The organism is Streptomyces cyaneofuscatus (genome assembly GCF_000718135.1).
Taxonomy (GTDB): Bacteria; Actinomycetota; Actinomycetes; order Streptomycetales; family Streptomycetaceae; genus Streptomyces; species Streptomyces cyaneofuscatus.
The window spans coordinates 91,764-116,560 of sequence record NZ_JOEM01000007.1; the positions used below are offsets into that span (position 1 = coordinate 91,764).

The 24,797-nt window shown below is 72.3% G+C and carries 23 protein-coding genes and 1 pseudogene; 11 read left to right on the top strand and 13 right to left on the bottom strand.

The features are described from left to right. Positions 1–4 precede the first annotated feature (4 nt). Positions 5–1,765 carry a thiopeptide-type bacteriocin biosynthesis protein gene (locus tag IF17_RS0112915; protein ID WP_030565281.1) on the top strand — a complete coding sequence of 587 codons (1,761 nt, stop codon included), beginning with the start codon at positions 5–7 and terminating at the stop codon, positions 1,763–1,765. Positions 1,766–1,778: 13 nt separating this feature from the next. On the opposite strand, the gene bla is transcribed toward IF17_RS0112915, so the two are convergent. Further along, on the bottom strand, positions 1,779–2,738 hold the full coding sequence (bla, locus tag IF17_RS0112920) for a class A beta-lactamase (protein WP_030565283.1): 960 nt from the start codon (positions 2,736–2,738) through the stop codon (positions 1,779–1,781). Between the two features lie 183 nt (positions 2,739–2,921). On the opposite strand from bla, the gene IF17_RS0112925 reads away from it, so the two are divergent. The 3 genes from IF17_RS0112925 (at position 2,922) to IF17_RS0112935 (ending at position 5,217) form a co-directional block, all read left to right on the top strand. After that, positions 2,922–3,812, top strand: coding sequence for a LysR family transcriptional regulator (locus IF17_RS0112925; protein ID WP_030565285.1), 891 nt, complete (start codon positions 2,922–2,924; stop codon positions 3,810–3,812). Beyond that, positions 3,809–4,723: a serine hydrolase gene (locus IF17_RS0112930; protein WP_030565287.1), complete on the top strand. Its 915-nt coding sequence runs from the start codon at positions 3,809–3,811 to the stop codon at positions 4,721–4,723. The genes IF17_RS0112925 and IF17_RS0112930 overlap by 4 nt, the downstream gene beginning before the upstream one ends. A 65-nt stretch (positions 4,724–4,788) precedes the next feature. Continuing rightward, positions 4,789–5,217: a pyridoxamine 5'-phosphate oxidase family protein gene (locus IF17_RS0112935; protein WP_030565289.1), complete on the top strand. Its 429-nt coding sequence runs from the start codon at positions 4,789–4,791 to the stop codon at positions 5,215–5,217. A 72-nt stretch (positions 5,218–5,289) separates the two neighbouring features. On the opposite strand, the gene IF17_RS0112940 is transcribed toward IF17_RS0112935, so the two are convergent. Next, positions 5,290–5,544 (bottom strand): hypothetical protein, encoded by a 255-nt coding sequence (locus IF17_RS0112940; protein WP_018512755.1) that lies wholly within the window; start codon positions 5,542–5,544, stop codon positions 5,290–5,292. 308 nt (positions 5,545–5,852) lie between these two features. Here IF17_RS0112940 and IF17_RS0112945 point away from each other — a divergent pair, with 308 nt between their 5' ends. From IF17_RS0112945 to IF17_RS0112955, 3 genes are all read left to right on the top strand, one after another. Continuing rightward, a complete protein-coding gene (locus IF17_RS0112945) occupies positions 5,853–8,063 on the top strand; it encodes a HelD family protein (RefSeq protein WP_030565291.1) in 2,211 nt (736 codons plus the stop codon). 163 nt (positions 8,064–8,226) lie between these two features. Then, complete coding sequence (locus IF17_RS0112950; RefSeq protein WP_030565293.1) at positions 8,227–9,108, top strand: SIS domain-containing protein; 882 nt, start codon at positions 8,227–8,229, stop codon at positions 9,106–9,108. A gap of 23 nt (positions 9,109–9,131) precedes the next feature. Further along, positions 9,132–10,001, top strand: a complete 870-nt coding sequence (locus tag IF17_RS0112955; RefSeq protein ID WP_030565295.1) for a class II fructose-bisphosphate aldolase — start codon at positions 9,132–9,134, stop codon at positions 9,999–10,001. Here the strand turns inward: IF17_RS0112955 and IF17_RS0112960 are convergent. From IF17_RS0112960 to IF17_RS0112985, 6 genes and pseudogenes are all read right to left on the bottom strand, one after another. Then, on the bottom strand, positions 9,998–11,479 hold the full coding sequence (locus IF17_RS0112960; protein ID WP_030565297.1) for an HAD-IA family hydrolase: 1,482 nt from the start codon (positions 11,477–11,479) through the stop codon (positions 9,998–10,000). The two genes, IF17_RS0112955 and IF17_RS0112960, sit on opposite strands and share 4 nt — an antisense overlap. 21 nt (positions 11,480–11,500) lie before the next feature. Continuing rightward, positions 11,501–12,487, bottom strand: coding sequence for a hydroxyacid dehydrogenase (locus IF17_RS0112965; RefSeq protein ID WP_051884001.1), 987 nt, complete (start codon positions 12,485–12,487; stop codon positions 11,501–11,503). 56 nt (positions 12,488–12,543) lie between these two features. Then, positions 12,544–13,464: a carbohydrate ABC transporter permease gene (locus IF17_RS0112970; protein WP_030565301.1), complete on the bottom strand. Its 921-nt coding sequence runs from the start codon at positions 13,462–13,464 to the stop codon at positions 12,544–12,546. Next, positions 13,461–14,447: a carbohydrate ABC transporter permease gene (locus IF17_RS01000000136400; protein ID WP_032771906.1), complete on the bottom strand. Its 987-nt coding sequence runs from the start codon at positions 14,445–14,447 to the stop codon at positions 13,461–13,463. Before IF17_RS01000000136400 ends, IF17_RS0112970 begins: the two co-directional genes overlap by 4 nt. A gap of 39 nt (positions 14,448–14,486) precedes the next feature. Next, a pseudogene (locus IF17_RS0112980) lies at positions 14,487–15,572 on the bottom strand (ABC transporter substrate-binding protein); the annotation flags it as partial. A gap of 217 nt (positions 15,573–15,789) precedes the next feature. Next, positions 15,790–16,890: a substrate-binding domain-containing protein gene (locus IF17_RS0112985; protein ID WP_030565305.1), complete on the bottom strand. Its 1,101-nt coding sequence runs from the start codon at positions 16,888–16,890 to the stop codon at positions 15,790–15,792. A gap of 273 nt (positions 16,891–17,163) precedes the next feature. On the opposite strand from IF17_RS0112985, the gene IF17_RS0112990 reads away from it, so the two are divergent. The 3 genes from IF17_RS0112990 to IF17_RS0113000 all read left to right on the top strand — a co-directional run bounded on the left by IF17_RS0112990 (position 17,164) and on the right by IF17_RS0113000 (position 21,016). After that, positions 17,164–19,575, top strand: coding sequence for a polysaccharide lyase 8 family protein (locus IF17_RS0112990; RefSeq protein ID WP_030565307.1), 2,412 nt, complete (start codon positions 17,164–17,166; stop codon positions 19,573–19,575). Positions 19,576–19,635: 60 nt separating this feature from the next. Beyond that, positions 19,636–20,145 carry a DinB family protein gene (locus tag IF17_RS0112995; protein ID WP_030565308.1) on the top strand — a complete coding sequence of 170 codons (510 nt, stop codon included), beginning with the start codon at positions 19,636–19,638 and terminating at the stop codon, positions 20,143–20,145. 115 nt (positions 20,146–20,260) lie between these two features. After that, the gene (locus tag IF17_RS0113000; RefSeq protein ID WP_030565309.1) at positions 20,261–21,016 is read left to right on the top strand and encodes a transporter substrate-binding domain-containing protein; all 756 of its coding nucleotides are present in this window, start codon (positions 20,261–20,263) and stop codon (positions 21,014–21,016) included. Positions 21,017–21,064: 48 nt separating this feature from the next. Here the strand turns inward: IF17_RS0113000 and IF17_RS1000000139265 are convergent, their stop codons facing one another. The 5 genes from IF17_RS1000000139265 to IF17_RS0113025 all read right to left on the bottom strand — a co-directional run bounded on the left by IF17_RS1000000139265 (position 21,065) and on the right by IF17_RS0113025 (position 23,806). Next, a complete protein-coding gene (locus IF17_RS1000000139265) occupies positions 21,065–21,232 on the bottom strand; it encodes a DUF6381 family protein (RefSeq protein WP_167344517.1) in 168 nt (55 codons plus the stop codon). Positions 21,233–21,377: 145 nt separating this feature from the next. After that, positions 21,378–22,385: an iron-containing redox enzyme family protein gene (locus tag IF17_RS0113010; protein ID WP_030565310.1), complete on the bottom strand. Its 1,008-nt coding sequence runs from the start codon at positions 22,383–22,385 to the stop codon at positions 21,378–21,380. Then, the gene (locus IF17_RS0113015) at positions 22,385–22,675 is read right to left on the bottom strand and encodes a CDGSH iron-sulfur domain-containing protein (RefSeq protein WP_030565311.1); all 291 of its coding nucleotides are present in this window, start codon (positions 22,673–22,675) and stop codon (positions 22,385–22,387) included. The genes IF17_RS0113010 and IF17_RS0113015 overlap by 1 nt, the downstream gene beginning before the upstream one ends. After that, entirely contained in the window at positions 22,659–23,390 is a 732-nt protein-coding gene (locus IF17_RS0113020; RefSeq protein WP_202592400.1) for a HemK2/MTQ2 family protein methyltransferase, read from the bottom strand. Before IF17_RS0113020 ends, IF17_RS0113015 begins: the two co-directional genes overlap by 17 nt. Positions 23,391–23,626: 236 nt before the next feature. After that, complete coding sequence (locus IF17_RS0113025) at positions 23,627–23,806, bottom strand: hypothetical protein (protein WP_030565313.1); 180 nt, start codon at positions 23,804–23,806, stop codon at positions 23,627–23,629. A 232-nt stretch (positions 23,807–24,038) separates the two neighbouring features. Between IF17_RS0113025 and IF17_RS0113030 the strand changes: the two genes are divergently transcribed. After that, positions 24,039–24,791, top strand: a complete 753-nt coding sequence (locus IF17_RS0113030) for a (5-formylfuran-3-yl)methyl phosphate synthase (protein WP_030565314.1) — start codon at positions 24,039–24,041, stop codon at positions 24,789–24,791. The last annotated feature ends 6 nt before the right edge of the window (positions 24,792–24,797 follow it).

Below are 24,797 nucleotides of genomic sequence, written 5' to 3' on the forward strand. Positions count from 1 at the left end.
TCCCGTGACGAACGGATCCCCGGACACCTGGCTCAGCCTCCACTGCTTCCTGCGCTCCGCTCCCGAGGACGTCGACGCTTTCCTCACCGAGGACGTGACCCCGCTCCTCGACGGGCTCGGGGCCGGCGACTGGTTCTTCATCCGCTACGACGAGGGCGGGCACCATCTGCGTCTCCGGGTGCGCGGGGTGTCGCCGGCGCGGGCTGCGTCCCTGCCGGAGGCTCTCGCGCGCCTGGCCGAGCGGGTGCCCGTCGCCGAGTCCGTACGTGGGCAGGACGTACGCGGGCACCACGTAAGCGGGCAGGATGTACGCGGGCAGGCGGAGCACGCCGAGGTCCGCGTGGAGCCGTACGTTCCCGAAACCGCGCGCTACGGAGGGCCCGCGGCCCTGCCGGTGGCGGAAGAGGTGTTCATCCTGTCGAGCCGGGTGGCCGTGCGGGCCGTCCGGGACACTCCGCGCGGCAGTGCCCGGCTCGCCCTCGCCATCGATCTCGCGCATGCCACCGCTCTCGCCTGCGGCATGGACCGGCTGTCGGCGGCGCAGTGGCTACGGCGCCACGCCGCGAGCTGGCGGTGGGCGGAGGACGTGCCCCTGCTCGGCCCCCGGCACGTCCACGCGAAGGTCAACAGCGTCTACGCCCTGCAACGCGAGGTCCTCGCGGGCCGGGCGCGGGCCCTGCGGCAAGCGCTGGAGGAGGGCACGGCCACCGGCGTGCCGGCCGACTGGTACGACGGTGTCCGCAAGGCCGACCCTGCTCTGCGCTCCGCTTCCTCGTCGGTGGGCCGCCCGTATGTCTGGGCGTCCCAGCTGCACATGCTCTTCAACCGGCTGGGCCTGGCGCCCGACGAGGAGCGCGCGGTGTGCCGGCTGGCCGCGCGCACGCTGCTGGACCGGGGGGAGCCGGCCTCGTACTTCCCGGACGACCACACCGCGCCCGACCGGCAATACCTGGAGCGGAGCAAGTTCCACCTCGGGCGGGAGCAGGATTCGGCGCCGCGTGACGTACCGGCCGTCCCGGCCCTCCCGACCGTCCGGCCCCTCCCGGCCGTCCCAGCCGTCTCCGCCGAAGCGCCCGGCTCCTCGCGCGGCACCGAACTCCCGCTCCCCGCAGGCCCGTTCCCGGACGCGGATCTGCGGACGGTGATGAACAGCCGCGTCTCCCGGCGAGGTTCACTCACCGGACCTCTGGACGCGGCGTCGCTCGGCACGCTGCTGTGGGGCGCGCACGCGTCCGGGCACGAGTCGGTGCACCGGTTCGCCGACGGCGGTGAGCGGCTCATGCGCCATCGGCCGTATCCGAGCGCGGGCGCCCTCTACACCGCCGGGCTCCGGCTGATCGCGCTGGACGTCCAAGGGCTGGCACCGGGCACCTACCAGTGCCTTCCGGACCGCTGGGCGCTGCGGTACATCGGCCCTGCGCCCGCCCTGGACGACGTCAGGTCGTTGTCCTCGTACCTCTCCCGCGCCGACGACGACCCCGACGGCATCGTGCCGGACGCGCTGCCGGTGGTGCTCGGCCTCTACGTCGACCTGGGCCGGCTCCGTGAGCGCTACGGTCTCCGTGCTCTGCGCCTGGGCCTCCTGGAGGCGGGCCACCTGGCGCAGTCGCTCCTGCTCACTGCCACGGCGCTACGGCTGGGCTCCACACCGCTCGGCGGGTTCCGGGACGACCTGGCGCACGAGATCTTCGGGCTCGACGACCTGGACCAGCCACTCCAGTACGTCCTGCCGGTCGGCCGCCACCCGGAGTTGCCCGTGCCGTAGAGCCCCGGACCGCTCAGGCGAACGCGCCGAGGGCGACCTTCGCGGCCCCGGCGATCAGGGCGTCGTCGGTCTCGGCGTTCTTGATGTCGCGCCGGGAGAGGACGGCAAGCGCGATCGGCGCGGCGCCACCGGAAGGCCAGACGATGGCGATGTCGTTACGGGTCCCGTAGCCGCCGGTGCCGGTCTTGTCGCCGACCTCCCAGCCGCGGGGCGTGCCCGCGCGGATGGTGTGGTCGCCGGTGGTGTTGCGCTTCAGCCAGTCGATGAGGACGGCCCGCTTCTCCGCGGGGAGGGCGGATCCGAGGGTGTACGCCCGCAGATCGGCGGCCAGGGCGCGGGGTGTGCTGGTGTCCCGGAGGTCGCCGGGGGTGGCGTCGCTGAGGGCGACTTCGTAGCGGTCGCAGCGGGTGACGCGGTCCCCGAGTCCGCGCAGGGCGTCCTGGAGGCCCCGGGGGCCGCCCAGTTCGCGGAAGAGGAGGTTGGCGGCGGCGTTGTCGCTGTACCGGATGGTGGCGTCGCACAGTTCGCGCAGCGTCATGCCGGTGGCGACATGCTTCTCGGTGATGGGCGAGTTGCTGATGATCTCCTCCTGGCCGTAGCGCACCAGGCGCTCCATCTGCGGCAGGGTCTTCTTCGCCAGTACGGCACCGGACAGGAGGGCCTTGCAGGTGGAGGCGTAGGCGAACCGTTCGTCGGGGCGGTGGGCGATGGTCCGTCCGTCGCCCGTGTCGACCGCGTACACGCCCAGCCGGGCGTCGAACGTCCGCTCCAGTTCGGCGAAGGCGCGGTCCGTACGGGGCAGGGCCGAGGCCGACGGGGAGGGTCCGGGGCCGGAGCGGCTCGGCCCGCTCCTTCCGTCGGTGGCGGTGTCCGATCCGGCTGACGTACAGCCGGTGAGCGGGAGCAGGGTGGCACCGGCCAGTGCGGCGAGTGCGGAGCGGCGGGAGGCAGGGGCGGGCGTACGGGAGGGCACGGCGGTGGACCTCTCTCTCGGCGGTGTTCGTGGAGCGCGGGCTTCTCGCGCCCGGTCGTAGCCGGGCGGCGGGCCGAGTCGTCGGCCTCAGCGGAGTCAAACCCGCGGCCGGTCCGCATGTCGAATACGATCTCGGCATCGGAGTGATTCATCCGCCATATCGCCGCATGCCAGGGAGATGGAGTGCTGACGGAACGGCACCTGGAAATCTTCGTCGCGCTGGCGGAGGAAGAGCATTTCGGTGCCGCCGCCCAACGCGTCGGGATCACCCAGCCGCCCCTCTCCCAAGGGCTGCGCCGACTGGAGGCGCTGCTCGGTGTCCGGCTGTTCGAACGGGAGCGCGGGGTGTTCCTCACCGAGGAGGGCGCCCTGCTGCTGCCGCACGCGCGGCGGGCTCTGGCCGCCCTGGCGGAGCTCCGGAAGACCGGTGCCCGTGAACACGCGGGCGGCCGCCGGCTGCGGCTGGGGCTGGCCCCCGAGGTGCCGGCGCCGCTGGCGGCCGATGTGGCGGCGGCCCCGGTCCGGGCGGGTGACCGGGCGCGCATCAGCACGGTGACGGCTCCCACCGCGACTCTGCTCTCCGATGTCGCGTCGGGCCGCCTGGACCTCGCCGTGGTCCGGCACCCCTCCGTCCTGCTCGGTCTCGCCGCCGGGCAGGTGATCCTGCTGCCGACCTGGATCCTCGCCCCGGCCCGTCCGGCGGAGTCCGGTGATTCGTCTGCGGGTCCGTCGCCACGGCGGCTGCCCGTCGCGGTACGCCCCCGGGGCGAGGCGCCCGCCGCCCACGATCTGTTCGTCGACACGCTGGCGAGCCGGGGCCGCCGGGTGGAGACGGTGGTGGTCACCGACGAGCGGGCCGGGCTGGCGCTGGTGGCGGCGGGGCAGGCCGTCCTGGTCACGGCGGACGAAGCGCTGACGGCCTCCCGGGTCGAGCGGCGGCGGGCGGTCGACCCTCCGCTCCCCCTGCGGCTACGGGTGGTCTGGAACCCCCGGCGTTCCGGTTCCGGTTCCGGTGATCCGGCCGGGACGGCCCAACTGCTGGAGGACGTCCTCGCCCGCAAGGCGGCACGGTGACCGGCTCCCGGCACGGCGGCGGGGTGGAGCGGACCATCCGCTCCCTCTTCGACGACGCCGGCGTCCGGGGCTGGCTGCATGTGGCGGACCTGCACCGCCCCTCGGCCCGCGTGGTCGTCGACCCGGACGAGCAGGTGCCGATGGGCTCCGTCTACAAGATCGCGCTCATGACGGCCTTCTGCCGGCTGGCCGACGCGGGGCTGGTCGACCCACGCCACCGGCTCACGCTGGAGGCCGCCGACCGGGTCCCCGGCCCCACGGGCCTGTCCATCCTGCGCGACCCGGTCACGATGTCGCTGCGCGACCTGGTGGTGCAGATGATGAGCGTCTCCGACAACACGGCGGCCCACGTCGTGCTGCGTACGGTCGGCGCCGAGGCCGTCGACGGGATGTGCGCCGATCTCGGTCTGCCGCACACCCGGATCCACGGAGGGGTCGTCGGTACGTTCGACCGGCTGCTCGCCGATACGGGCGCCGGGTCGCTCGACGCGGCCATGGCCCATGTCGAGGACAACGACACCGTCGTACCGCCGGACGTCTACGACCCCGCGTACAAGGCGTCCTCCACCCCGGCCGAGACCGCCCGGCTGCTCCGGGCCATCTGGACGGACGAGGCCGCTTCCCCCGAGAGCTGCTCCTTCATGCGCGCGGCGATGCTCACCCAGCCGTGGACGCACCGCCTGGCCTCCGGATTCCCGTACGACGACGTGACCGTCCACGGCAAGACCGGCACGTTCGGCTCGATGCGCCACGAGGCGGGGGTGGTGGAGCTCGCGGACGGCAGCGTCTACACGGCCGTGGTCTTCACCCAGGCCGCCCGTGCCGACCGGAAGCTGCCGCGCGCGGACGCCGTGATCGGGGCGGCGGCGAGGGCCGCGGTGGAGGATCTCCGCGCGGGCCAGGGTGTCTGACCGGCCGCCAGCGGTGGCGGACGGCATCCTGGGCGCAGGACATCCGCACGATGGAGGAAGCACCTGTGGCTCTGACCCGTGAAGAGCGTGAACAGTTCCTGGCCGAACCGCATGTCGCCGCGCTGGCCGTGGACGCGGCGGACGAGGGGCGCGCCCCGCTCACCGTGCCCATCTGGTACCAGTACGCGCCCGGCGGCGACCTCTGGATCATGACGGGGCGCGACTCCCGCAAGGGCCGGCTGATCGCCGGGGCAGGCCGGTTCTCCCTGATGGTGGACCGGGTCGAACCGACCGTCCGCTATGTGTCCGTCGAGGGCCCCGTCGTCGCGACGCTCCCCGCCACCCGTGAGCAGCTGGTGGAAATCTCGTCCCGCTATCTGCCCGCGGAGAAGGTCGACGGCTATGTCGACTTCGCCTGGAGGGAACACGGCGACCAGGTGGTCATCCACATGCGGCCCCAGCGCTGGCTGAGTTCGGACCTCGGCGGATTCTGAACGGCCGGCGGGACCGGCGACGCGGACAGGGCCCGCCCCCGAGGGGGGCGGGCCCTGTCGACCGTCGGACGGTCAGCGGCGGCCCTGCAGGTACTGGGCGTAGAAGTAGCCGTGCTCCGCCGCGATGTGCTCCCGGCTCTCCGTGGCGTGGGTGATCCCGTACGGGCCACCGAGGTTGGTGTACTCGGCGGTGCCACGGTGTCCTTCGACGGCCCCGTACTCGGCACCGGCCTTTCCGCCCTCCCACTCGTCGGCGACGGCGGGCGTGGCCGCCATGAGGCCGGCCGCGGCGACGGTCGCAAGAGTGACGGCGATACGACGAAGCATGGGTGCTCCTTCTCAGCAAATGCGTAACGGATGGTGCGGAGCCCAAACCATTACGCAGGAGGGTCGCGGCGACCGGGCGGACACGCACATGCCAGGGGCAATACACCTGGACGGCCGCACGCCGCCCTCCCGGCACCGAGCGGACCTCCTCGCCACAAAAAGAATCCCCGGTCCGCAATTGCGTACCAGGGATTTTCCCGCGTATATTTGATTCTTCTGCGCTCATGCAGAAAGGCCCCACGCGGAGGCCTTATAAGAAGAACCATATCCGGCAGGGAGCCGTTTTGTCAAACCGGGAAGCCGTCGAATTGCGGGAAGAGCAGGAATTCGTCGACCGCGTCCACGCGCGCGTCGACGAGCTGCGCGGGGTCACGGCCCGGCATGTCGAGGAGGCGCTGACGCCCGTGGGGACCGGGCTCCAGGCCAAGCTGGAGCGCGATGTGCTCGTCACGGAGCGGTCGGGGCTGCTGGCCGCGCTCAACGCGGTGGACGGCTCACTGTGTTTCGGGCGCATCGACCTTTCCGACGGCACCGCGCACCATATCGGGCGTATCGGGATCCGTGAGGACGACACCGAGCACACGCCTCTTCTCATCGACTGGCGCGCGCCGGTCGCCCGGCCTTTCTATCTGGCCACCGGACATGTGCCGATGGGGCTGCGGCGGCGTCGGCACATCACGTCCGAGGGGCGTACGGTCACCGAGCTCCATGACGAGATCCTGGACCTCGGGGACGAGGACCGCACGGGTTTCGAGGACCGCAACGGCGACGCCGTTCTGCTGTCCGCGCTGAATTCCGCCCGCACCGGCCGTATGGGTGACATCGTGCGGACCATCCAGGCGGAGCAGGACCACATCATCCGCGCCCCGCACCGCGGTGTCCTGGTCGTCGAGGGCGGGCCCGGCACGGGCAAGACGGCCGTCGCACTGCACCGGGCGGCCTTCCTGCTGTACGAGCACCGCGAGGTGCTGGCCAAGCGTGCCGTGCTGATCGTGGGGCCCAACCCGGCCTTCCTGCGGTACATCGCGGAGGTGCTGCCCGCCCTCGGTGAGACCGGCGTCCTGCTCGCCACGCAGGCCGAACTCTTCCCCGGCGTCCATGCCACCGGCACGGACACCCCCCGCGCGGCCGCGGTCAAGGGCAGCGCGCAGATGGCGGAGTCGCTCGCCCTCGCCGTACGCGACCGGCAGCAACTTCCCGAGCCCGGTGCGCCGTTGGTCATCCCGCACGACGACGGCGATCTCGTCCTGGACTGGGAGATCGCGTACGAGGCCCGGCAGGCGGCCCGGGACACCCTGCTGCCGCACAACCTCGCCCGCCCGCACTTCGCGTTCCGGATCATCGACGCCCTCACCGCGCAGCTCACCGAGCGCATCGGCGCCGACCCGTACGGCGGGCCCAACTTCCTCGGGCCGGACGACATCGCGCAGCTCGGCAAGGCCGTCGCGATGAGCGGCGAGGTCCACGAGGCCATCGAGTCGCTGTGGCCGGTGCTCACTCCGGAGGAGTTCCTCGCCGGATATCTGGCCGAGCCCGTGTATGTGCGCGACGCGGATGCCGACGCCCTGCGGCGGGTGCCCGGCAGCGGGGCGTGGACCCCGGCGGACGTCCCCCTGCTCGACGAGGCGGCCGAGCTGCTCGGGGCCGACGACAGTGCCGCGCGGGCCGCCGCCGAGGCCGAGCGGCAGGAGCGGATCGCCTATGCACAGGGGCTGTTGGAGCTGTCGCGGGGTTCGGAGACGTACGAGTTCGAGGACGAGGAGTCCGAGGTCCTCGCGGCCCACGACATCATCGACGCCGAGCGCATGGCGGAGCGGCACGAGGAGATCGACCACCGCAGCGCGGCCGAGCGGGCCGCCGCCGACCGCACCTGGGCGTTCGGGCACATCATCGTGGACGAGGCGCAGGAGCTGTCGCCGATGGCGTGGCGCCTGCTGATGCGCCGCTCGCCGACCCGTTCGCTGACGCTGGTCGGCGACCCGGCCCAGACCTCGGAGGAGGCCGGCGTCGGTTCGTGGGGGAAGATCCTTCAGCCGTACGTCGGGGACCGCTTCGAGCATGTGACGCTCGCGGTCAACTACCGCACGCCCGCCGAGATCATGGAGCTGGCCGCCCGCGTCGTACGGGAGCGGAACCCCTCCTTCGCGGCGCCCGGTTCGGTGCGGTCGACCGGCGAGGAGCCGTGGGTGCGGGACGCCGGGGAGGATCTGGCGGGTGCGGTGGCGAAGGCCGTCGCGGAGCTGACCCCCCAGGAGGGGCGTCTCGCGGTGATCGCTCCGCGCGCGCTGCACGAGGAGATCGCCGCGCCGCTGGAAGAGCTCACCGTGGGGGCCGAGCCCGATCTCACGCAGCCGGTGGTGCTGCTCGACCCGCGGCAGGCGAAGGGGCTGGAGTTCGACCATGTGCTGGTCGTGGAGCCCGGCCGGTACGGGACGAGCGATCTGTACGTGGCGCTGACCCGGGCCACCCAGCGGCTGGGCATCATCCACCGGGAGGCGCTGCCCTCGGCACTGCGCTGATCACCGCCGCCCGTTCCCTCCTCCCATCCATCACGCCCCCCGGCACGCACCGGGGGGCGTTTCCGTTCCTGTCGCGTAGGCCCGCACCCTGCACTGCTTGATAATGCTCGAAACACGGGCCTAATATGCAGCTTCGAGCATTCACCGGACATGGGGAGATCAGATGACGCATGTGGCACGGGAGTTGGCCAGTCAGCCCGACTGCTGGCGGCGGGCGGCGGGGATGGCCGGCGGACTCGCGGGACAGCTCCCCGCGTCCGGCGAGCGCATCGCTGTCGTCGGCTGCGGCACCTCGTACTTCATGGCCCAGGCCTACGCGGCCCTCCGCGAGGGCAGTGGCCAGGGCGAGACCGACGCCTTCGCCGCGTCGGAGTTCCCCGCCGGCCGCCGCTACGACCGGATCGTGGCGCTGAGCCGCTCCGGCACCACGACCGAAGTGCTCGGCCTGCTCGCCCAGGCCAAGGGCACCCGACGGACCGTGATCATCGGGGATCCCGACTCCCCCATGGCGACGATGGCCGACGACACCGTGGTCCTCGACTTCGCCGACGAGCGGTCGGTCGTGCAGACGCGGTTCGCGACCTCGGCGCTGACCCTGCTCCGCGCCCAGCTGGGCCTGCACACCGACGCGGTGGTGGAGGACGCCCAGGTCGCGCTCGCCGAACCGCTGCCGACCGGGCTGGTGGAGTGCACCCAGTTCACCTTCCTCGGTCGGGGCTGGAGCGTGGGGCTCGCCAACGAGGGGGCGCTGAAGATGCGTGAGGCGGCGCTGTCCTGGAGCGAGGCGTATCCGGCGATGGAGTACCGGCACGGCCCGATCAGCATCTCCACCCGTTCCACCGCCACCTGGATGCTCGGTGACGCACCGGCCGGGCTGTCCGACGAGGTCCACGCGACCGGCGCCCGGTGGGTGGCCGGCGGACTGGACCCGCTCGCGGAGCTGGTCCGGGTGCAGCGCCTCGCGCTGGCGATCGCTCAGGCCCGCGGCCTCGATCCCGACCGGCCGCGCCACCTGACGCGCTCGGTCATCCTCAGCACGGCCTGACGGCCCCTCACCCCGGAGTTGCCATGCCCATCGCCGCCACCGGCGAGCTGATCGCCGATGCCGCAGCCCGGCGCGGTGCGGTCGCCGCGTTCAACGTCATCACCCTGGAGCACGCGGAAGCGATCGTGGAGGGAGCGGAGGCCGCAGGGTCGCCGGTGATCCTCCAGATCAGCGAGAACGCGGTCAAGTACCACGGCGGCCGGCTGCGCCCGCTGGCCCGCGCCGCGCACGAGAGCGCCCGGGCGGCCTCGGTTCCGGTCGCCCTCCATCTCGACCACGTCCACTCCCCCGAACTGCTGCACCAGGCGGCGGAGTGCGGGTTCAGCTCGGCGATGTTCGACGCCGCCCGGCTGCCGTACGCGGAGAACCTGGCGGCCACCCGCGCAGCCGTCGTATGGGCACATGGCGAGGGTCTCTGGCTGGAGGCCGAGCTCGGGCAGGTCGGCGGCAAGAACGGGGAGGATGCGCTGGACGCCCATGCGCCCGGCGCCCGTACGGACCCGGAGGAGGCGCTCGCCTTCGTCGCCGCCACCGGGGTCGACGCGCTGGCCGTGGCGGTCGGCACCTCCCACGCCATGACCTCACGCGACGCCCGTATCGACCACGGCCTGCTGGCCCGGCTCCGTCACGCCGTGCCGGTGCCGCTGGTGCTGCACGGTTCGTCCGGCGCCTCCGACGACGAGCTGGCGCGGGCCGTCGCCGGAGGAATCGCCAAGGTCAACATCGGCACCGCGCTGAACATCGCGATGACCGGGGCGATACGGGAACGCCTCGCACAGGACGAGCGGGGCGTCGATCCGCGCGCGTACCTCGCGCTGGGCAGGGACGCGATGGCGCGGACGGTGAGCCGGCTGATCTCCGTGCTGCCGGCACCTGCCGCGCGCGCCGCCTAAAGCTGTGTTCCCCAGGTGTGCAGCAGCGCCGTGAGGTCGCCGAGCACCCTCCGGCCCGGGGCCGCGTCGACCGGGGTCGCGGAGGGCACGGCCACCACCCGGCAGCCCGCCGCCTCGGCCGCCGCGATGCCGGTGGGGCTGTCCTCGATCACCAGGCAGGCCCCGGGCGGGAGGTGGAGGCGCGCCGCCGCTTCGAGGTACGGGTCCGGGTGGGGCTTGGAGCGGTCCGTCTCGCCGTCCGCCACCGTCGTACGGAACACCTCGCCGCCCAGCGTCTTGAGCACCGCGTCCACGACCCGGCGCGGGGAGGCCGAGACCAGGGCGGCGGGGATGTTCCCGTCGGCCAGGCGGTCGAGCAGCTCGCGGGCGCCGGGGCGTAGCCGTACCCCCTTCTCGACCGCTGTGAGGAACGTGTCCTCCAGGTCGGATTCCAGGGCCCGGTAGCTCACTTCCCGTGGGCTCAGCGTCGCGAGGTAGGTCGCCGTGTCGGCGCAGGTGCGGCCGAGGACGCCGGCGCCCTCCTCGTCGGTCAGCGTGTGGCCGTGGGCGGCGGCGACCTCGCGGGCGGCGTCGAGCCACAGGGGTTCGGTGTCCACCAGCGTGCCGTCCATGTCGAGGAGGACGGCCTGCGGCAGGGTCGGTACGGCGGTGCCGTCGAGGGTCCAGTGCGAGTCGGGGGTGCGGTCGAGCGCGGCGTACACCTGGGCCGCGACGTCCTCGTGCCGGACCGGGCGCAGCGGTCGGGCGCCCGCCGTGATGTCCGGGCCCGCGCAGGCCAGCCATGCCGTGCGTTCGGCCTCGCTCGCCCCGCCGTGGCCGCCCTCTACCCGGTGCCCGTGATCGGTGACGACGAGGACGGTCCAGGCCTCGTCGGCGTACGTCGGGCGGGTGCGCAGGACGGTGAGAAGACGGCCCAGGCGGCGGTCGGCCGCGGCGATGGACTCCTCGTACGCCGTTCCGCAGCCGAGGTGGTGGGCGGTTTCGTCGGGGGCGCCGAGGTAGACGAAGGAGGCCTCGGGGTCCTCGTGGGTCAGGACGGCGACGGCGTCGCGCACGGTCGCCTCGTCGGCGTCCTCCCAGGCCTGCGGGGTGTCGGCGGCCGGTGCGTGGTGGGTGAGCCGGGTGGGGCGGCGGAACATCGGGCCGCCGTCGGCCACGGTGACCAGGGGTTCCCAGGCCGCCGCGACATAGGTGCGGCGGCCGTCCTGGCGGGCAAGGCGGGTGGTGAAGTCCGGGAAGACGCCGAGGCGGTGGCCGGTGAAGTCGTTGGACCACACGGCGTGTTTGGTGACGCGGACGCCGGTGACGATCGTCGCCCAGCACGGGCCGGACATGGTGGGGGTGGACTCGGCGACGGTCACGGGGGCCAGGAATCCGGAGTCCGCGACCGTATCGAGGTGCGGTGTGGGGACACGGGCGAGCGTGTCGAGGCGTACGCCGTCGATGCCGACGACGAGCACCCGGCGGGCGCGGGGCATGGGGTGCCTTCCTGGAGGGGGTCAGGCCTGCTGGTGCAGGGTGCGGGGGTCCACCGCGTGGGCGAACGGCAGCCCGTGGGCGTACCGTTCGAGCTCGTCGACCGCGGCGTCGGCCAGCCGGTGGAGCTCGCCGCCCTGGGAGCCGGCGATGTGCGGGGTGAGCAGCACGTTCGGCAGGTCGTACAACGGCGAGTCAGCGGGCAGCACTTCGGGTTCCGTGTGGTCGAGTACGGCGTTGAGCCGGCCGGTGACCAGCTCCTTGACCAGTGCGTCGGTGTCGACCAGCGAACCGCGTGCCGTGTTGACGAGGGTCGCCCCGTCCCGCATCAGCGCGAGGCGTCCGGCGTCGAACAGGTGCCGGGTCTGCGGGAGTTCGGGGGCGTGGATGGTGACCACGTCGCTCTGCGCGACGAGCGCGTCCAGATAGGTCAGCTCCACGCCGAGAGCCCGCGCGCTCTCCTCGTCCAGATACGGGTCGTGCACGAGGAGGCGCAGGTCGAAGGGGCGCAGCAGTTCGGCGACGCGGCGGCCGATGCGGGAGGCGCCGACGATGCCCACCGTACGGCGGTAGTTGCCGATGGACGGGAACTCACGCAGCAGGTTGACCCGGCTCCTCGACTCCCGGTAGACGCGGGCGCTCTGCAGGATGTGCTTGTTGGCGAAGAGGATCGCCGCCACCGTGTACTCCGCGACCGGGAGGGCGTTGGCCGTGGCGGCCGTGGAGACGGTGATGCCCCGGTCCCAGACGTCCTGGGTGATGTGGTGCTTGACCGAGCCGGCCGCGTGCACGACGGTCCGCAGGCGGGGCATGGCGCTCAGGGCGTCGGCGGTCAGGGGCGGGCAGCCCCAGCCGGTGAAGAGGGCCTCGGCCTCGCGCAACGCGGCGCGCTGGACCGGGTCGTCGGCGCCGAAGTCGGTGACCAGCAGGGCGGGTTGTACGTCCGCGATCCGGGCGAGCCGCTCCAGAGCAGCCGGGGGGAGGATCGCGTCGCGGGTCTCCCCGCTCATCGCCAGGACGGTTCGGGGGCGGGTGCGGAGCCGGCTGGCGGTGGGGGCGGGGCGGCTCACTTGACGGCTCCTGCGGTGAGGCCCGAGCGCCAGAAGCGCTGCAGGCAGAGGAAGGCGATGATCAGCGGGACGACGGCCACCAGGGAGCCGATGATGACCAGGGGGTACAGCTCCGGCTGCTGGTAGACGTTCTGGTTCCACATGAACAGGCCCAGGTTGACGGGGTAGAGGCGTTCGTCGTTGAGCATCATCAGCGCGCCGTAGAAGTTGTTCCAGTTGGCGGTGAACGAGAACAGGAAGATGGTCACGAAGCCGGGCGCGAGCATCGGCAGGGCGACCTTGGTGAAGGTCGTGAGCTCCCCCGCCCCGTCGACCCGGGCCGCTTCCAGGACCTCACCCGGTACGTACCCCTCGGAGAAGACGCGGGCCAGGTAGACGCCGAACGGGTTGACGAGGCTCGGGATGAGCACGGCCCAGTAGGTGTCGACGAGGCCGAGCTCCGAGGCCATCAGGTACAGCGGGAGCTGGACGACGGTGGACGGGATCAGGACGCCGACGAGGACGACGCCGAACAGCTTCTCCTTGCCTCGGAAGACGTACTTGTCGAAGGCGTAGCCGCAGGCGACGGAGACCAGGGTGGAGAGGACGGCCGCGACCAGGGTGTAGAGGAGGCTGTTGAGCAGCCAGCGGCCGTACAGCCCGTCGTTGTACGCGAAGAGGGCGTCCAGGTTGGACAGGAGGTGGAAGTCGCCGAGGCTGAACGGGTTGGTGGCGAAGAGGTCGCGGTAGTTCTTGGTGGCGGCGATGAGCAGCCAGGTCAGCGGCATGAGGGTGTAGACGGCGACGACGGCCAGGACGGCGTTGACCGCGACCTTCGAGGTGAGTCCGCCGGTACGTCGCGGGCGCCGGGGCGGGGAGGGCCGGCGTGCGGGCGCGGGGGCGGGCGGTGCGTCGGGGGTGGCTGTCTGGGTGCTCATGAGGCCTTCCACCGGTTGCCGAGCTTGGTGACGACGAAGGACAGCAGGCCGGCGACGAGGGCGAGGATCAGGGAGCTCGCGGCGGCCAGGCCGTAGTCGTGGCCCTTGAAGGCCGCGGTGTAGATGAACATGGTCGGCGACCAGTCCTCGCCCATGGTGTTGGCCCGGAGCTGGACGAGTTTGGGGGCGTCGAAGAGCTGGATGGCGCCGACGCAGGTGAAGAGCAGGGTCAGGACGACGGTGGGCCGGATCATCGGGACCTTGACCTGGAGGGCGGTGCGCAGGGCGCCGGAGCCGTCGACGGTCGCGGCCTCCAGGACCTCGCGCGGGACCGCCTGGAGCCCGGCGTAGAAGATGATCATGTTGTAGCCGGTCCACTGCCAGGCGGAGATGTTGACGACGGAGTAGATCGCCTCGTCCTGGCCGAAGAAGTTCCAGTTGGCGCCGAGGGCGTCGAGTACGTCGGTGACCGGGCTGAGGCCCGGCGTGTAGAGGTAGAGCCAGATGAGCGAGGCGATCAGGCCCGGTACCGCGTGCGGCAGGAAGTAGGCGATCTGGAAGAAGCGGCGGGCCCGGGCCATCGCCGAGTCGACGAGCAGGGCGAGGATGAGCGCGCCGCCGACCATGGCGGGGATGTACAGCACGCAGTAGAACGCGATGTGGCCGAAGGAGCGGAGGAACGCCTCGTTGCCGAGGGCCTCGGTGAAGTTGCCGAATCCGGCGAAGACCCGTTCGGTGCCGCCGAATCCGAGGCCGGAGGACTCCTCGCGGAAGAGGCTCATCCAGGCCGCGTAGAACATCGGCAGCACGGTGACGGCGGTGAACAGGGCGAAGAACGGCACCATGAACAGGGCCACGGCCCGGCGCTGTCCGCGCCGCGCGCCCGGGCCACCGGGGCTCTTCGGTGCGGCGGGGCGCTCCGACGGCGGTGCGGCCCGGCGGGGTGGTGGGGCCGTGACCGGCCGGGTGAGGGGGGCTGCCACCTGGTGCTCCTTCGGCAGGATGGGCGGGGAGGGGGGATGCGCGGCGGCCCGCATGCCTTCGTTGGCGGGCAGGGCGCTGCTGGGGGTCTTGAGCGAGGAGAGGCGGGCGGTCATGGCCTTCGGGTCGGTGGTGACCCACTTGATGAACTCGGCCGCCGCTTCGGTGTGCTTGCTGCCCTTGGGGACGATGTAGGAGGTGCCGCCGTACATGCCGGTGCTCGGTGTGCCGTCCCACGTCGGGAGCGGGGCTATGCCCCACTTGCCCTTGCTGTCGGGGTAGCTGACGGGGAAGTTCCCCGCGCTCCAGGCGGCGCCGATGATGGTGGCGACCTTGCCGGTGGCGCGCTCCTTGGTCTCGCCCTCGCCCCAGAGCGGGGTCTTGGAGGCGAGGCCGTCCTTGAGGAGCCCGTCCCAGTAGGCGGCGACCTTCTGTGACGCCGGTTCGTCGATGTTCACCTTCCAGGCGTCGTCCTTGGTGCCGTACCACTGGGCGCCGGCCTGCCAGGCGAGGCCGGAGAGCAGGGCCGGGTCGCCGCCGCCGAAGTTGGTGATGGTGAGGTCCGGGTCGCCCTGGTGGATCTTCTCCGCGGCCTTGCGGTACTCGGCCCAGGTGGTGGGGACCTCGACGCCGTACTTCTTGAAGAGGTCCTTGCGGTAGTAGAGCTGGATGGGTGTCACGTCGAAGGGGACGGCCCAGGTGGAGCCGCCGAGGTTGACCAGCGACTGCACCGCCTCGGGGAACTCCTTCTTCACCAGCTCGCCGGAGCTGGGGGTGAGGTCCTCCAGGTTGCCCTCGCTGGCGTACTCGGGGAGGGCGGAGTAGTCCATGGTGGCGATGTCGGGGGCGTTGCCGCCCTTGACCGCGTTGGAGAGCTTGGTGACGCCCTCGGGGCCCGCCGGGACGAGCGAGAACTTCACCTTGATCCCGGGGTGCGTCTTGTTGAACGCCTCGGCCGTCTCCTTGGCGCCCGCGGTGGCCGACCAGAAGGTGAGCGTGACGGGCTTGCCGTCGCCGGGGTCCGAGGCGTCCGAGCCCGAGCCGCCACCGCAGGCGGTGGTGAGCAGGGCCAGTGAGGCGGCGGACGCCACGAGGGCGAGGCGGGTGGTGCGGTGCGTACAGGACATGGACCGGCTCCTACGGGACCTCGAACTGCGGGAGATGAGGCGAACGCCACACATCATTTTGCGCAGAACCGATCACCGTCAAGAGGAAATGACCAATTCAATCGAATCGATCACGGAGTGATGGGCGGACAGGCCGCCCGTGCGGTGCGTCCGGGCATGCGAAAAGCCGTACCCGCAGGGCCCGTTGACACCCGGGGTACGGCTGGAGCGCGTCGGATCAGGCGCCGGCGGCGGCCGCCCCGCACGAGACCCGGACGCGCAGGGTGGGCAGGATGTCGAGGTGGCGGCGGGCGGCCGGGCCCTCGTCGGACACGCCCAGCCGGGAGAGCAGGAGCTTCGCCGCCGCCGCGCCGACCGCGTGCTTGTCCGGCGCCACGGCGGTGAGCGGCAGATCGGCCAGGCTCGCCACCTCGTCGTCGTACGCGATCACCGCGAGGTCCTCCGGGACCCGCACGCCCCGGGCCTGGAGGCGCGGGATGAGCACGATCGCGTCCGCGTCGCTGTGCACGATCGCGGCGGTGACGTCGCCGCCCGCCACCCCCTCGCACAGGTACTCCAGCGTCCGCTCGAAACGGTCGGTCTCCGAGCGTGACGGCGCATCCTGAAGGGGCGAGGCGGCGACCGGGCTCAGTCCGAGGGCCGCCACGGCGGCCGCGTAACCGGCCCTGAGCCGGGGGGCCGTGGGGCTCTCCTGCACGGCGAGCGCGATGGAGCGGTGGCCGAGCCCGGCCAGGTGCGCGACCGCCTCCGCGGCGCCGTGGGCGTGGTCGGAGCGGACCCGGTCGAGCCCCGCCACCGGATGACCGAGCGGGGCCCAGCGCTCCACCAGCACGACCGGGGTCTCCTGCTCGGCCGCCCACAGCCCCTCGCCCGGCTCCGGGTGGCCCCGCTCCCAGCTGGGCGTCAGGAGGAGGCCGTCGGCGCCGGTGGAGAGCAGGCGGCGGACCTGGGCCTCGTCCTCGTCGGGGAGGTAACGGGAGAGCCCGATCGTCAGGCGTGCGCCCGCCGCCTCCACCGCTTCCCGGGCACCGCGCACGACATCCGCGTAGTAGTACTCGGTGGTCGGGACGACCATGCCCACCACGAGACCTTCGGCGGAGGGGGCGGCGGAGGTGGCCGGCCGGGACGCCCCGGAGGGCCAGACCACCGCGCCGTGCAGCCGTTCCACCAGCCCCTGGGCCGCGAGCGCCTCGACGTCCCGGCGCAGGGTGACCGCGGACATGCCGAGCTCCTCGGCGAGTTCGGCGACCCGGAGGCTGCCTCGTTCGCGGACGAGCTGGAGCACCCGCTCGTGGCGCTGGTCGACATGGAGTCGCATGGATCCCCTTGGTCTCTTGAGACGGCTGTGGCGGTGGCGGCTGCTCTCGCTCACACCCCTCAACCATATCGATCACATCCGCTCGAAACGATCCCACCGGCGGCTCTGTCTCTGCCGGGTGCCGACGCGGCCGCGCACCCGAGGCAGCGCCATACACCCCCATCGAACCGATCGACACGATCAATTCAGTCAGAGTTATTGAGCGGATCGCCGGACGGCTGTTAGAAAGTGCCTGCCCGCTCAGAACAGTCGGATCCAGCCCGGAGCTCCCCCATGACATCTGCCTGGTCCCGCCGTACGTTCCTCGCCACCTCCGCCGTGCTCACCGCGGCGGGCGGCAGCGCCCTCGTGCTGGCCACGCCCCGCACGGCCACCGCCGCTGCCGACGATCCGTACGCCGCGCTGCGCGCCACCTGGAGCGCCCTGATCCTCGGCGAGGGGTTCAGTCCGACCGCCGAACCTTTCAAGACGCGGCTCGCGACGCTCGGCACCCAGGCCCGGCAGTGGCTGGACACCATGGCTCCGGTGAACGGGGCCCTGTGGCCGGACGCGGTGTACGCGGACCCCGACCCGGACACCGACTCCGAGTCGTACGGCTTCTCCGCGAAGATGGCCGACAGCTTCATCCGCCTCAACACGATGGCCCAGGCCTACCGGCAGCAGGGCACCGGCCTGACGGGGAGCACCGGCCTGCGCGACGCGATCGTCACCGGCCTCGAACACCTCAACAGCCAGGTCTACAAGGCCGGGCAGACCCGGTACGGGAACTGGTACAGCTGGCAGATCGGCGCGCCCCAGGCCCTGCTGGACGTGTGCGTGCTGATGTACGACGCCCTCACCGCGGCGCAGGTCGGGCGCTACTGCGCGGCCGTCGACCACTTCGTACCGGACTCCGCCGTGGCCTCGTACACGGGCACGAGCACCGGGGCGAACCGGGTCGACCTGTGCCGGGTGCTGGCCCTGCGCGGGGTCGTCGGCGGGACGGCCGCCAAGATCGCGCTCGCCCGGGACGCCCTCTCCCCCGTCTTCCCGCTGGTCGCCAAGGGCGACGGGCTCTACGCCGACGGCTCGTTCATCCAGCACACCACCGTGCCCTACACCGGCAGCTACGGGTCGGTGATGCTCGGCGGGCTCGGGCTGCTGTTCGCCCTGCTGAAGGGGACGGCGTGGGAGGTGACCGACCCGAAGCGGCAGGTGGTGTTCGACGCGGTGGAGAACGCCTGGGCGCCGTTCCTCTACAACGGGCTCGTCATGGACTCCGTCGCGGGCCGCGCGATCAGCCGCGGCGAGGTCGACGACCACCGGCGCGGCCACCCCATCCTCGCCTCGATCGTGCTGCTGGGCCGGGGCGCGTCGGCCGCCGAGAACGCCCGGTGGCGGGCGCTGGTCAAGGGCTGGGCCCAGCGCGACTACTACAGCCCGCCGCTGAGCAACCCCTCCCTCAACCTCACGGCGCTCTCCCGCCTCAAGTCCGTCCTGGACGACACCTCGCTCACCCCGCTCCCCGAGCCGGAAGGCCACCGCCTCTTTCCCGACATGGCCCGCGCCACCCACCGCCGCCCCGGCTGGGCCGCCGCCCTGTCCATGGCCGACAAGCGGATCACGTACTACGAGACCGGCAACGGCGAGAATCTGCGCGGCTGGCACACCGGGTCCGGGATGCTCTACTGGTGGGGCGACACCTTCGCCAACGGCCAGTACAGCGACGCGTTCTGGCCCACCGTCGACCCGTACCGGCTCCCCGGCACCACCGCCTCGCGCAAGCCGCTGGCCGACGGGGCGGGCGGCGACTGGGGCGTGGCGCTCCCGGATGTGAACTGGGTCGGCGGGGTCACGGACAAGAAGCGGGCAGCCGTGGGGCAGTACCTCAAGGGGCTGTCCAGCACGCTGCTGGCGAAGAAGTCGTGGTTCTTCCTGGACGACACCGTGGTCTGTCTCGGCGCGGGGATCCGCAGCCAGGACGGGGCGGCGGTGGAGACCACGGTGGACAACCGCAACCTTGGTCCGACGGGGAACGCCCCCTTCACCGTCGACGGCTCTGTGAAACCGGTCACCCGCCCGTGGTCGGCGACCCTGACCGACGTCTCCTGGGCCCATCTCGGCGGGCACGGCGGCTATGTGTTCCCGGGCAGGGCGACCGTCAAGGCGCTGCGCGAGAACCGGTCCGGGCGGTGGCGCGACATCAACACCGGGGGCTCCACGGAGACGGTGACACGCGCCTATCTCACCCTCTGGGTCGACCACGGCCAGAACCCGGCAGGCGCCTCGTACGCCTACCAGCTGCTCCCCGGCGCCTCCGAGCAGCGGACCGCCGCCCGGGCCGCCGACACCGGTTGGCTGCGGGTGCTCGCCAACACCGATGACCAGCAGGGGGTTTCGGTGCCCTCGCTCGGGCTGACCGCCGTCAACTTCTGGTTCGGCGGAAGCGTCGGACCGCTCACCGCGGACGCCCCCTGCTCCGTCATGGTCACCGAGCACCCGGACGGCACGGCGACGCTCTGCGTCAGCGACCCCATGCGGATGCGGACGAGCCTGACCCTGACCTGGAACCGGGCCGTCGCCTCCGTCGTCTCGAAACCGCCGACCGTGACATCGGCGACCACCGGGGCGTCGCTGCGGCTGGTGTTCGGCGATCTCTCGGGGACGCGCGGGGCCACGCAGACGGTGAAGGTGCGGCTGGTCTGACGGCCGGAGCCGAGGGTTCGGGATACTGACCGCCGGTACAACGGAACGAGGGATGCGGCCATGAACGATGATCACCGAGTGGGACCCCCGTCCTTCGGGAGCGAGCGCGAGACCCTCCGGGCCTTCCTCGACTACCACCGGGCAACTCTCGCCATGAAGTGCGAGGGGCTGACCGACGAGCAGCTGCGCGAGAAGTCGGTGGAGCCGTCGGCCCTGTCGCTGCTCGGCCTGGTCCGTCATATGGCGGAGGTGGAACGGGCCTGGTTCCGCCGGACCTTCGAGGACCGGGACGCCCCGATGGTCTGGTCCGAGAAGACCGACTTCCAGGCGGCGTACGACGCGAGCGCGTCGACCCGGGCGGAGGCGTTCACCGCGTGGGAGGCCGAGGTCGAGATATCACGGCGCATCGAGCGGGAGGCCGGCTCCCTGGACCTGGCGGGCTACCAGCCCCGGTGGGGCGAGGAGGTGTCGCTCCGGATGGTCATGGTGCACGTCCTCCTGGAGTACGGGCGTCACAACGGGCACGCGGACCTGCTGCGCGAAGGGGTGGACGGGAGGGTGGGCGCGTAAGGCGTACGGAGGCGGAACGGTGGGCGCACAAGACCGTACGGAGGCGGTCGCGGGCCTGGTCGGCGGGGTGCCGGACCCCGTCGTCGCCCGGCACCCGGCTCGTAGACTCGCCCGCATGACCCAGCAGCAGATAGCTCCGGCCCTTGTTCCCGCGTTCGCGCCCGACGGCACACTGCGCGCGTCCATCAACCTCGGCAATCCGGTCCTGGCCCAGCGGGGGCCGGCGGGCGGCGACCCGGTGGGGGTGTCGGTCGACCTCGCGTACGCGTTCGGGCAGCGGCTCGGGGTGCCTGTGGAGCTCGTGGTCTTCGAGAAGGCGGCGGCTTCCGTGGAGGCGGTGAAGGCGGAGAAGGCGGACCTCGGCTTCTTCGCCGTGGACCCCGCGCGGAGCGAGGGGCTGCTGTTCACCGCTCCCTACGTACTGATCGAGGGCAGCTATCTCGTACGCGACTCATCCGCGCTGGCCGGCAACGGGGAGGTGGACGTCCAGGGAACCCGTATCTCGGTCGGCTCGGGCAGCGCCTACGACCTCTTCCTCACCCGGGCGATCGAGGACGCCGAGATCGTGCGGCTGCAGGGCGCGCCCGCCGCGCTCGCCGCCCTGCGGGAGGGTGAGGTCGAAGTGGCCGCCGGGATCCGCCAGTTGCTGGAGGGCGAGGCCCGGCGCGCTCCCGGTGTACGGGTGCTGCCGGGGCGCTTCATGGTGATCCAGCAGGCCATGGGCATCCCGGCCGCCCGGGGTACGGCGGCGCAGGAGGTGCTGGCGTCGTTCGTGGAGGAGATGAAGGCGAGCGGGTTCGTCGCCGCTGCGCTGGAGCGGCACGGCATCGAGGGGGCGCTCGTGGCACCGGCCGCCCCGCTCCCCGTCTGACCCGCACGGCTCCCCCTCCGACCCGCGCCCGCCGCGGCGAGGCGCGGGTCAGCTCCTCTCCTGGCCCGCCGCCTCCTCGCCGAGCAGGCGGCGGGCCTTCTCCCGCAGGCGCTGCCGGTGCTCGGGGTCGGTCGCCCGGTCGGCGGCGCGGCCCAGTTCCTCGGCGCGTTCGCGATTGCGGCGGGCTCGTTCCAGCGGGGTGTCGGGCAGGTTCATGGGGTGTCCTCCGTCGTGGTTCCTCCGTCGGCAACGTGGTGTTGCGTGCGCGGTCGGAGCCCCAGCGTCACCGTAGTCCGGCCGGATCGCATCTCGTGGGGTCACGTACGGTGACCCCGCACGTGGCCTCTGGTGTCGCCGCCGGTCAGTCCAGTGGGCCGCGCAACGCTGTGGAGTTGCTCCGCCAGGCGGCGAGCAGACGCGTGGCGAGGCGGTCCTCCAGGAGTCCGGTGGCCTCGATACCGAAGGCGATGTCGGGTTCCAGGTGCGGCTCGTCGGCGAGCAGCCCGCCGATGACATCGCGGCGTACCACCTGTTCGTGCACCGCGTCGGCCTCCACGTGTTCGTCGTAGAACCGCTGGGCCGCCGGTCCCGCGCCGACGCGTTTCAACGCCGCGGCGAGCCGGCGCGAGCCGGGTGAGGAGGTGACCTCGACGGCGGCGAAGTGGCCGACGAGAGCGCCCCTGAGGGAGCGGTGCAGCCCGAACAGGGACATCAGGTTGACGGTGGCGAGCACGTCGGCGGGGGCGGCGTCGAGGTAGTGCCCGTACGCCGTCTCCAGAGACAGGTCGCCCATCAGGTCGGCGTACAGGCGGGCGTGGATGTCCGCCTCCCGTCCGGCGCCGAACTCGTCGAACTCGACTGCCACCATGGCGGCCTTGGCCCGTCCGTACAGCCGGGGGATCACCCAGGCGTGCGGATCGGCCTCCTTGAGGTGGTAGAGCGAGCGCAGGGCGGCGTACTCGCGCAGGTGCCACAGCTCGCCGTCGTGTCGGAGGAAGTGGCTGACGCTGTGGCCGTCGTCGCCGACGGGCTCGACGAGCAGACCGGCCAGGGCCGCTTCCACGTCCCCGTCCGTGCCCGTTCCCTCGCGGAGGGCGGCGAGGAAGGGCTGCTCCAGGGAGCGGCGCAGTCCGAGCAGGGCGGGGTCCCACTCGTGCTCCTCGTCCACGTCCTCGAAGCCCTGGTAGTGCAGTTCGTACAGGACGTAGAGGGCGAGCTGGAGGTCGTCGCCGAAGGGGTCCGCGTCCCCGGCCGCGTGGGCCCGGGGAGCCTCGCCCGTGCGCAGAGCGGCGATGACCTCGCCGGACAGCGGTCCGCGCGGGGCGGGCAGCGCGGGGCTCCGGCGCCTCGGCTCACGGTAGGCGGGCATCAGGCGGCTCCATCGGTGCGGTCGGTTCCATCGGTGCGGTCGGTTCCATCGGTACGGTCGGTCGCGTCGTCCGGGTGCGGTTCCGGCTTCACCCGGCGGCGGTGGCTGGTGTCGCACCACGGGTGCGTACGGGTCTTACGGCAGGTGCAGATCGCGGCGGTGAAGCGGCGGGAGGTGTACAGGGTGCCGTCGTCACCGACCACCTCGACGGGCCCCTCCACCAGGAGCGGCCCGTCTCCACCGAGGGTGACGCGGGCGGGCCGTCCGGATCGTTCAGGGCTGTTCGGCACGGATGACCACCAGCTTCTCCTCGTCGGTGTGCTCGTCCAGGAGGCCCCGGCCCCGCAGCCACGGGAGCCGGGAGCGCAGGACGGGTCCGAACGGCACGCTCGCCGTGTCGCTCACCTCGGCCTTCAGCCCGCCGCGTGACAGGTGCCGCAGGGTCGCCTCCGTACCGGTCAGGTCGGAGTGGACCATGAGCAGGACGCCTCCCCTGCGCAGGAGGTAGGGGGCCGCGTCGCAGATGCGGTCCACCACCGCGCGCCCGTCGTGCCCCGCGTCCCAGGCGCGGGCGCTCCCGCGCCTGGGCGGCGGGCCGAGCGGCGAGGGGACGTACGGCGGGTTGCTGAGCACCAGGTCGTACATCCGGCCCGGCACCGGGTCGGCGAGGTCGCCGCGGTGGACGGTGACCCGCTGCCCGGCGAGCCGGGCGTTCAGACGGGCGGTGAGTACGGCGCGGCGGCCGACGTCGACGGCGGTCACCTGTGCGCCCCGGCGGGCGGCGGCCACCGCGAGGAGGCCGCTGCCGGTGCCTAGGTCGATCACCTCGGAGCCGGGGCGGACGGTCTCGCGGGCCAGGGCCCGCAGCAGCAGGTGGGTGTCGTGCTGAGGCGCGTAGACACCGGGCAGGGTGCGGACACCCTGCCGCCGGAAAGCGGCCGACGTGTTCACAGCAGCGGTCACGGATACCTCCTGCACGCGCCGGACGCGTGAATCGTGGGTCATTCCACCCGTCAAGGCTCCGCTCCTCCAGTCCGGGGCGCCAATCGTGAGCTCGCAGAGTGTGACCGGTTCTCGGACCCGGCCGAGGTAGCGAGTTCCCCTGCCGCAGCCCTTCACACCTGCGAAATGGTGCCGGTGGCAGGGCGGTGGGAGAGGCCACGGCGCATGTCAGGGCGGGGCCCCGTACAACTGTGTACGGGGCCCCGCCCTGACATGCGTTCCTCCTACGTCAGCCTGCGTCAGCGCCTGCGCGACGCCCCGGTGCGCAGGCCGGAGCCGACCCCTGCCACGTGCAGGGCGAGCAGCGTCAGACCGATGAGCATGACGTTCGTCGATGCGAACACATCGTTCGTCGAGATGTCCGCCGCGTTGATCAGGAAGGCGATGAAGAACAGAACTGCCGCGGCTATACCGAGCATGATGGTTTCCCTTCCGGAGTGTGGTGAGACCCATGTGCCCATGAATCGCGGCTTCAGACAGCCGAGGGCGCACCAGGGGGGCGTGAACACGTCACGGCAGTGATCCGTTCGCCATCCCTCGCGCCCTGCCGGGGCCCTCGGGGCGCGGCGAGGATGAGCCGACCGCACAAGATCCCGGCGACTCCGCGCACCCGTCCTTCGGCGGGTGGCCATGCGGTGGAAGGAATCCACGTTGCTGCTTCTCATCTCCCCCGACGGTGTCGAAGAGGCCCTCGAGTGCGCGAAGGCGGCGGAGCACCTCGACATCGTCGACGTCAAGAAGCCCGACGAGGGCTCGCTCGGCGCGAACTACCCGTGGGTGATCAGGGAGATCCGCGGGGCGGTCCCGGCGGACAAGCCGGTCTCCGCGACCGTGGGGGACGTACCGTACAAGCCCGGCACGGTGGCCCAGGCGGCGCTCGGCGCGGCCGTCTCGGGTGCCACGTACATCAAGGTCGGCCTCTACGGGTGCACGACGCCCGACCAGGCCATCGAGGTCATGAGCGGGGTCGTGCGGGCCGTGAAGGACCACCGGCCGGACGCGTTCGTCGTCGCCTCGGGGTACGCCGACGCCCATCGGATCGGCTGCGTCAGCCCGCTCGCGCTGCCCGACATCGCCCGCCGCTCCGGCTCCGACGCGGCGATGCTCGACACCGCGATCAAGGACGGGACACGGCTGTTCGACCACGTCTCCCCGGCCGCGTGCGCGGAGTTCGTCCGGCTGGCCCACGAGGCGGGGCTGCTGGCCGCCCTGGCGGGCAGCGTGAAGGCGGAGGACCTCGCGACGCTGACCCGCATCGGGACGGACATCGTGGGCGTGCGCGGGGCGGTCTGCGAGGGGGGCGACCGCAACGCCGGCCGGATCCAGCCGCGGCTGGTGGCCGCCTTCCGGGCGGAGATGGACCGGCACGCCCAGGAGCACGCGACCACCGTGGCCGCGCTCTGACCGCCG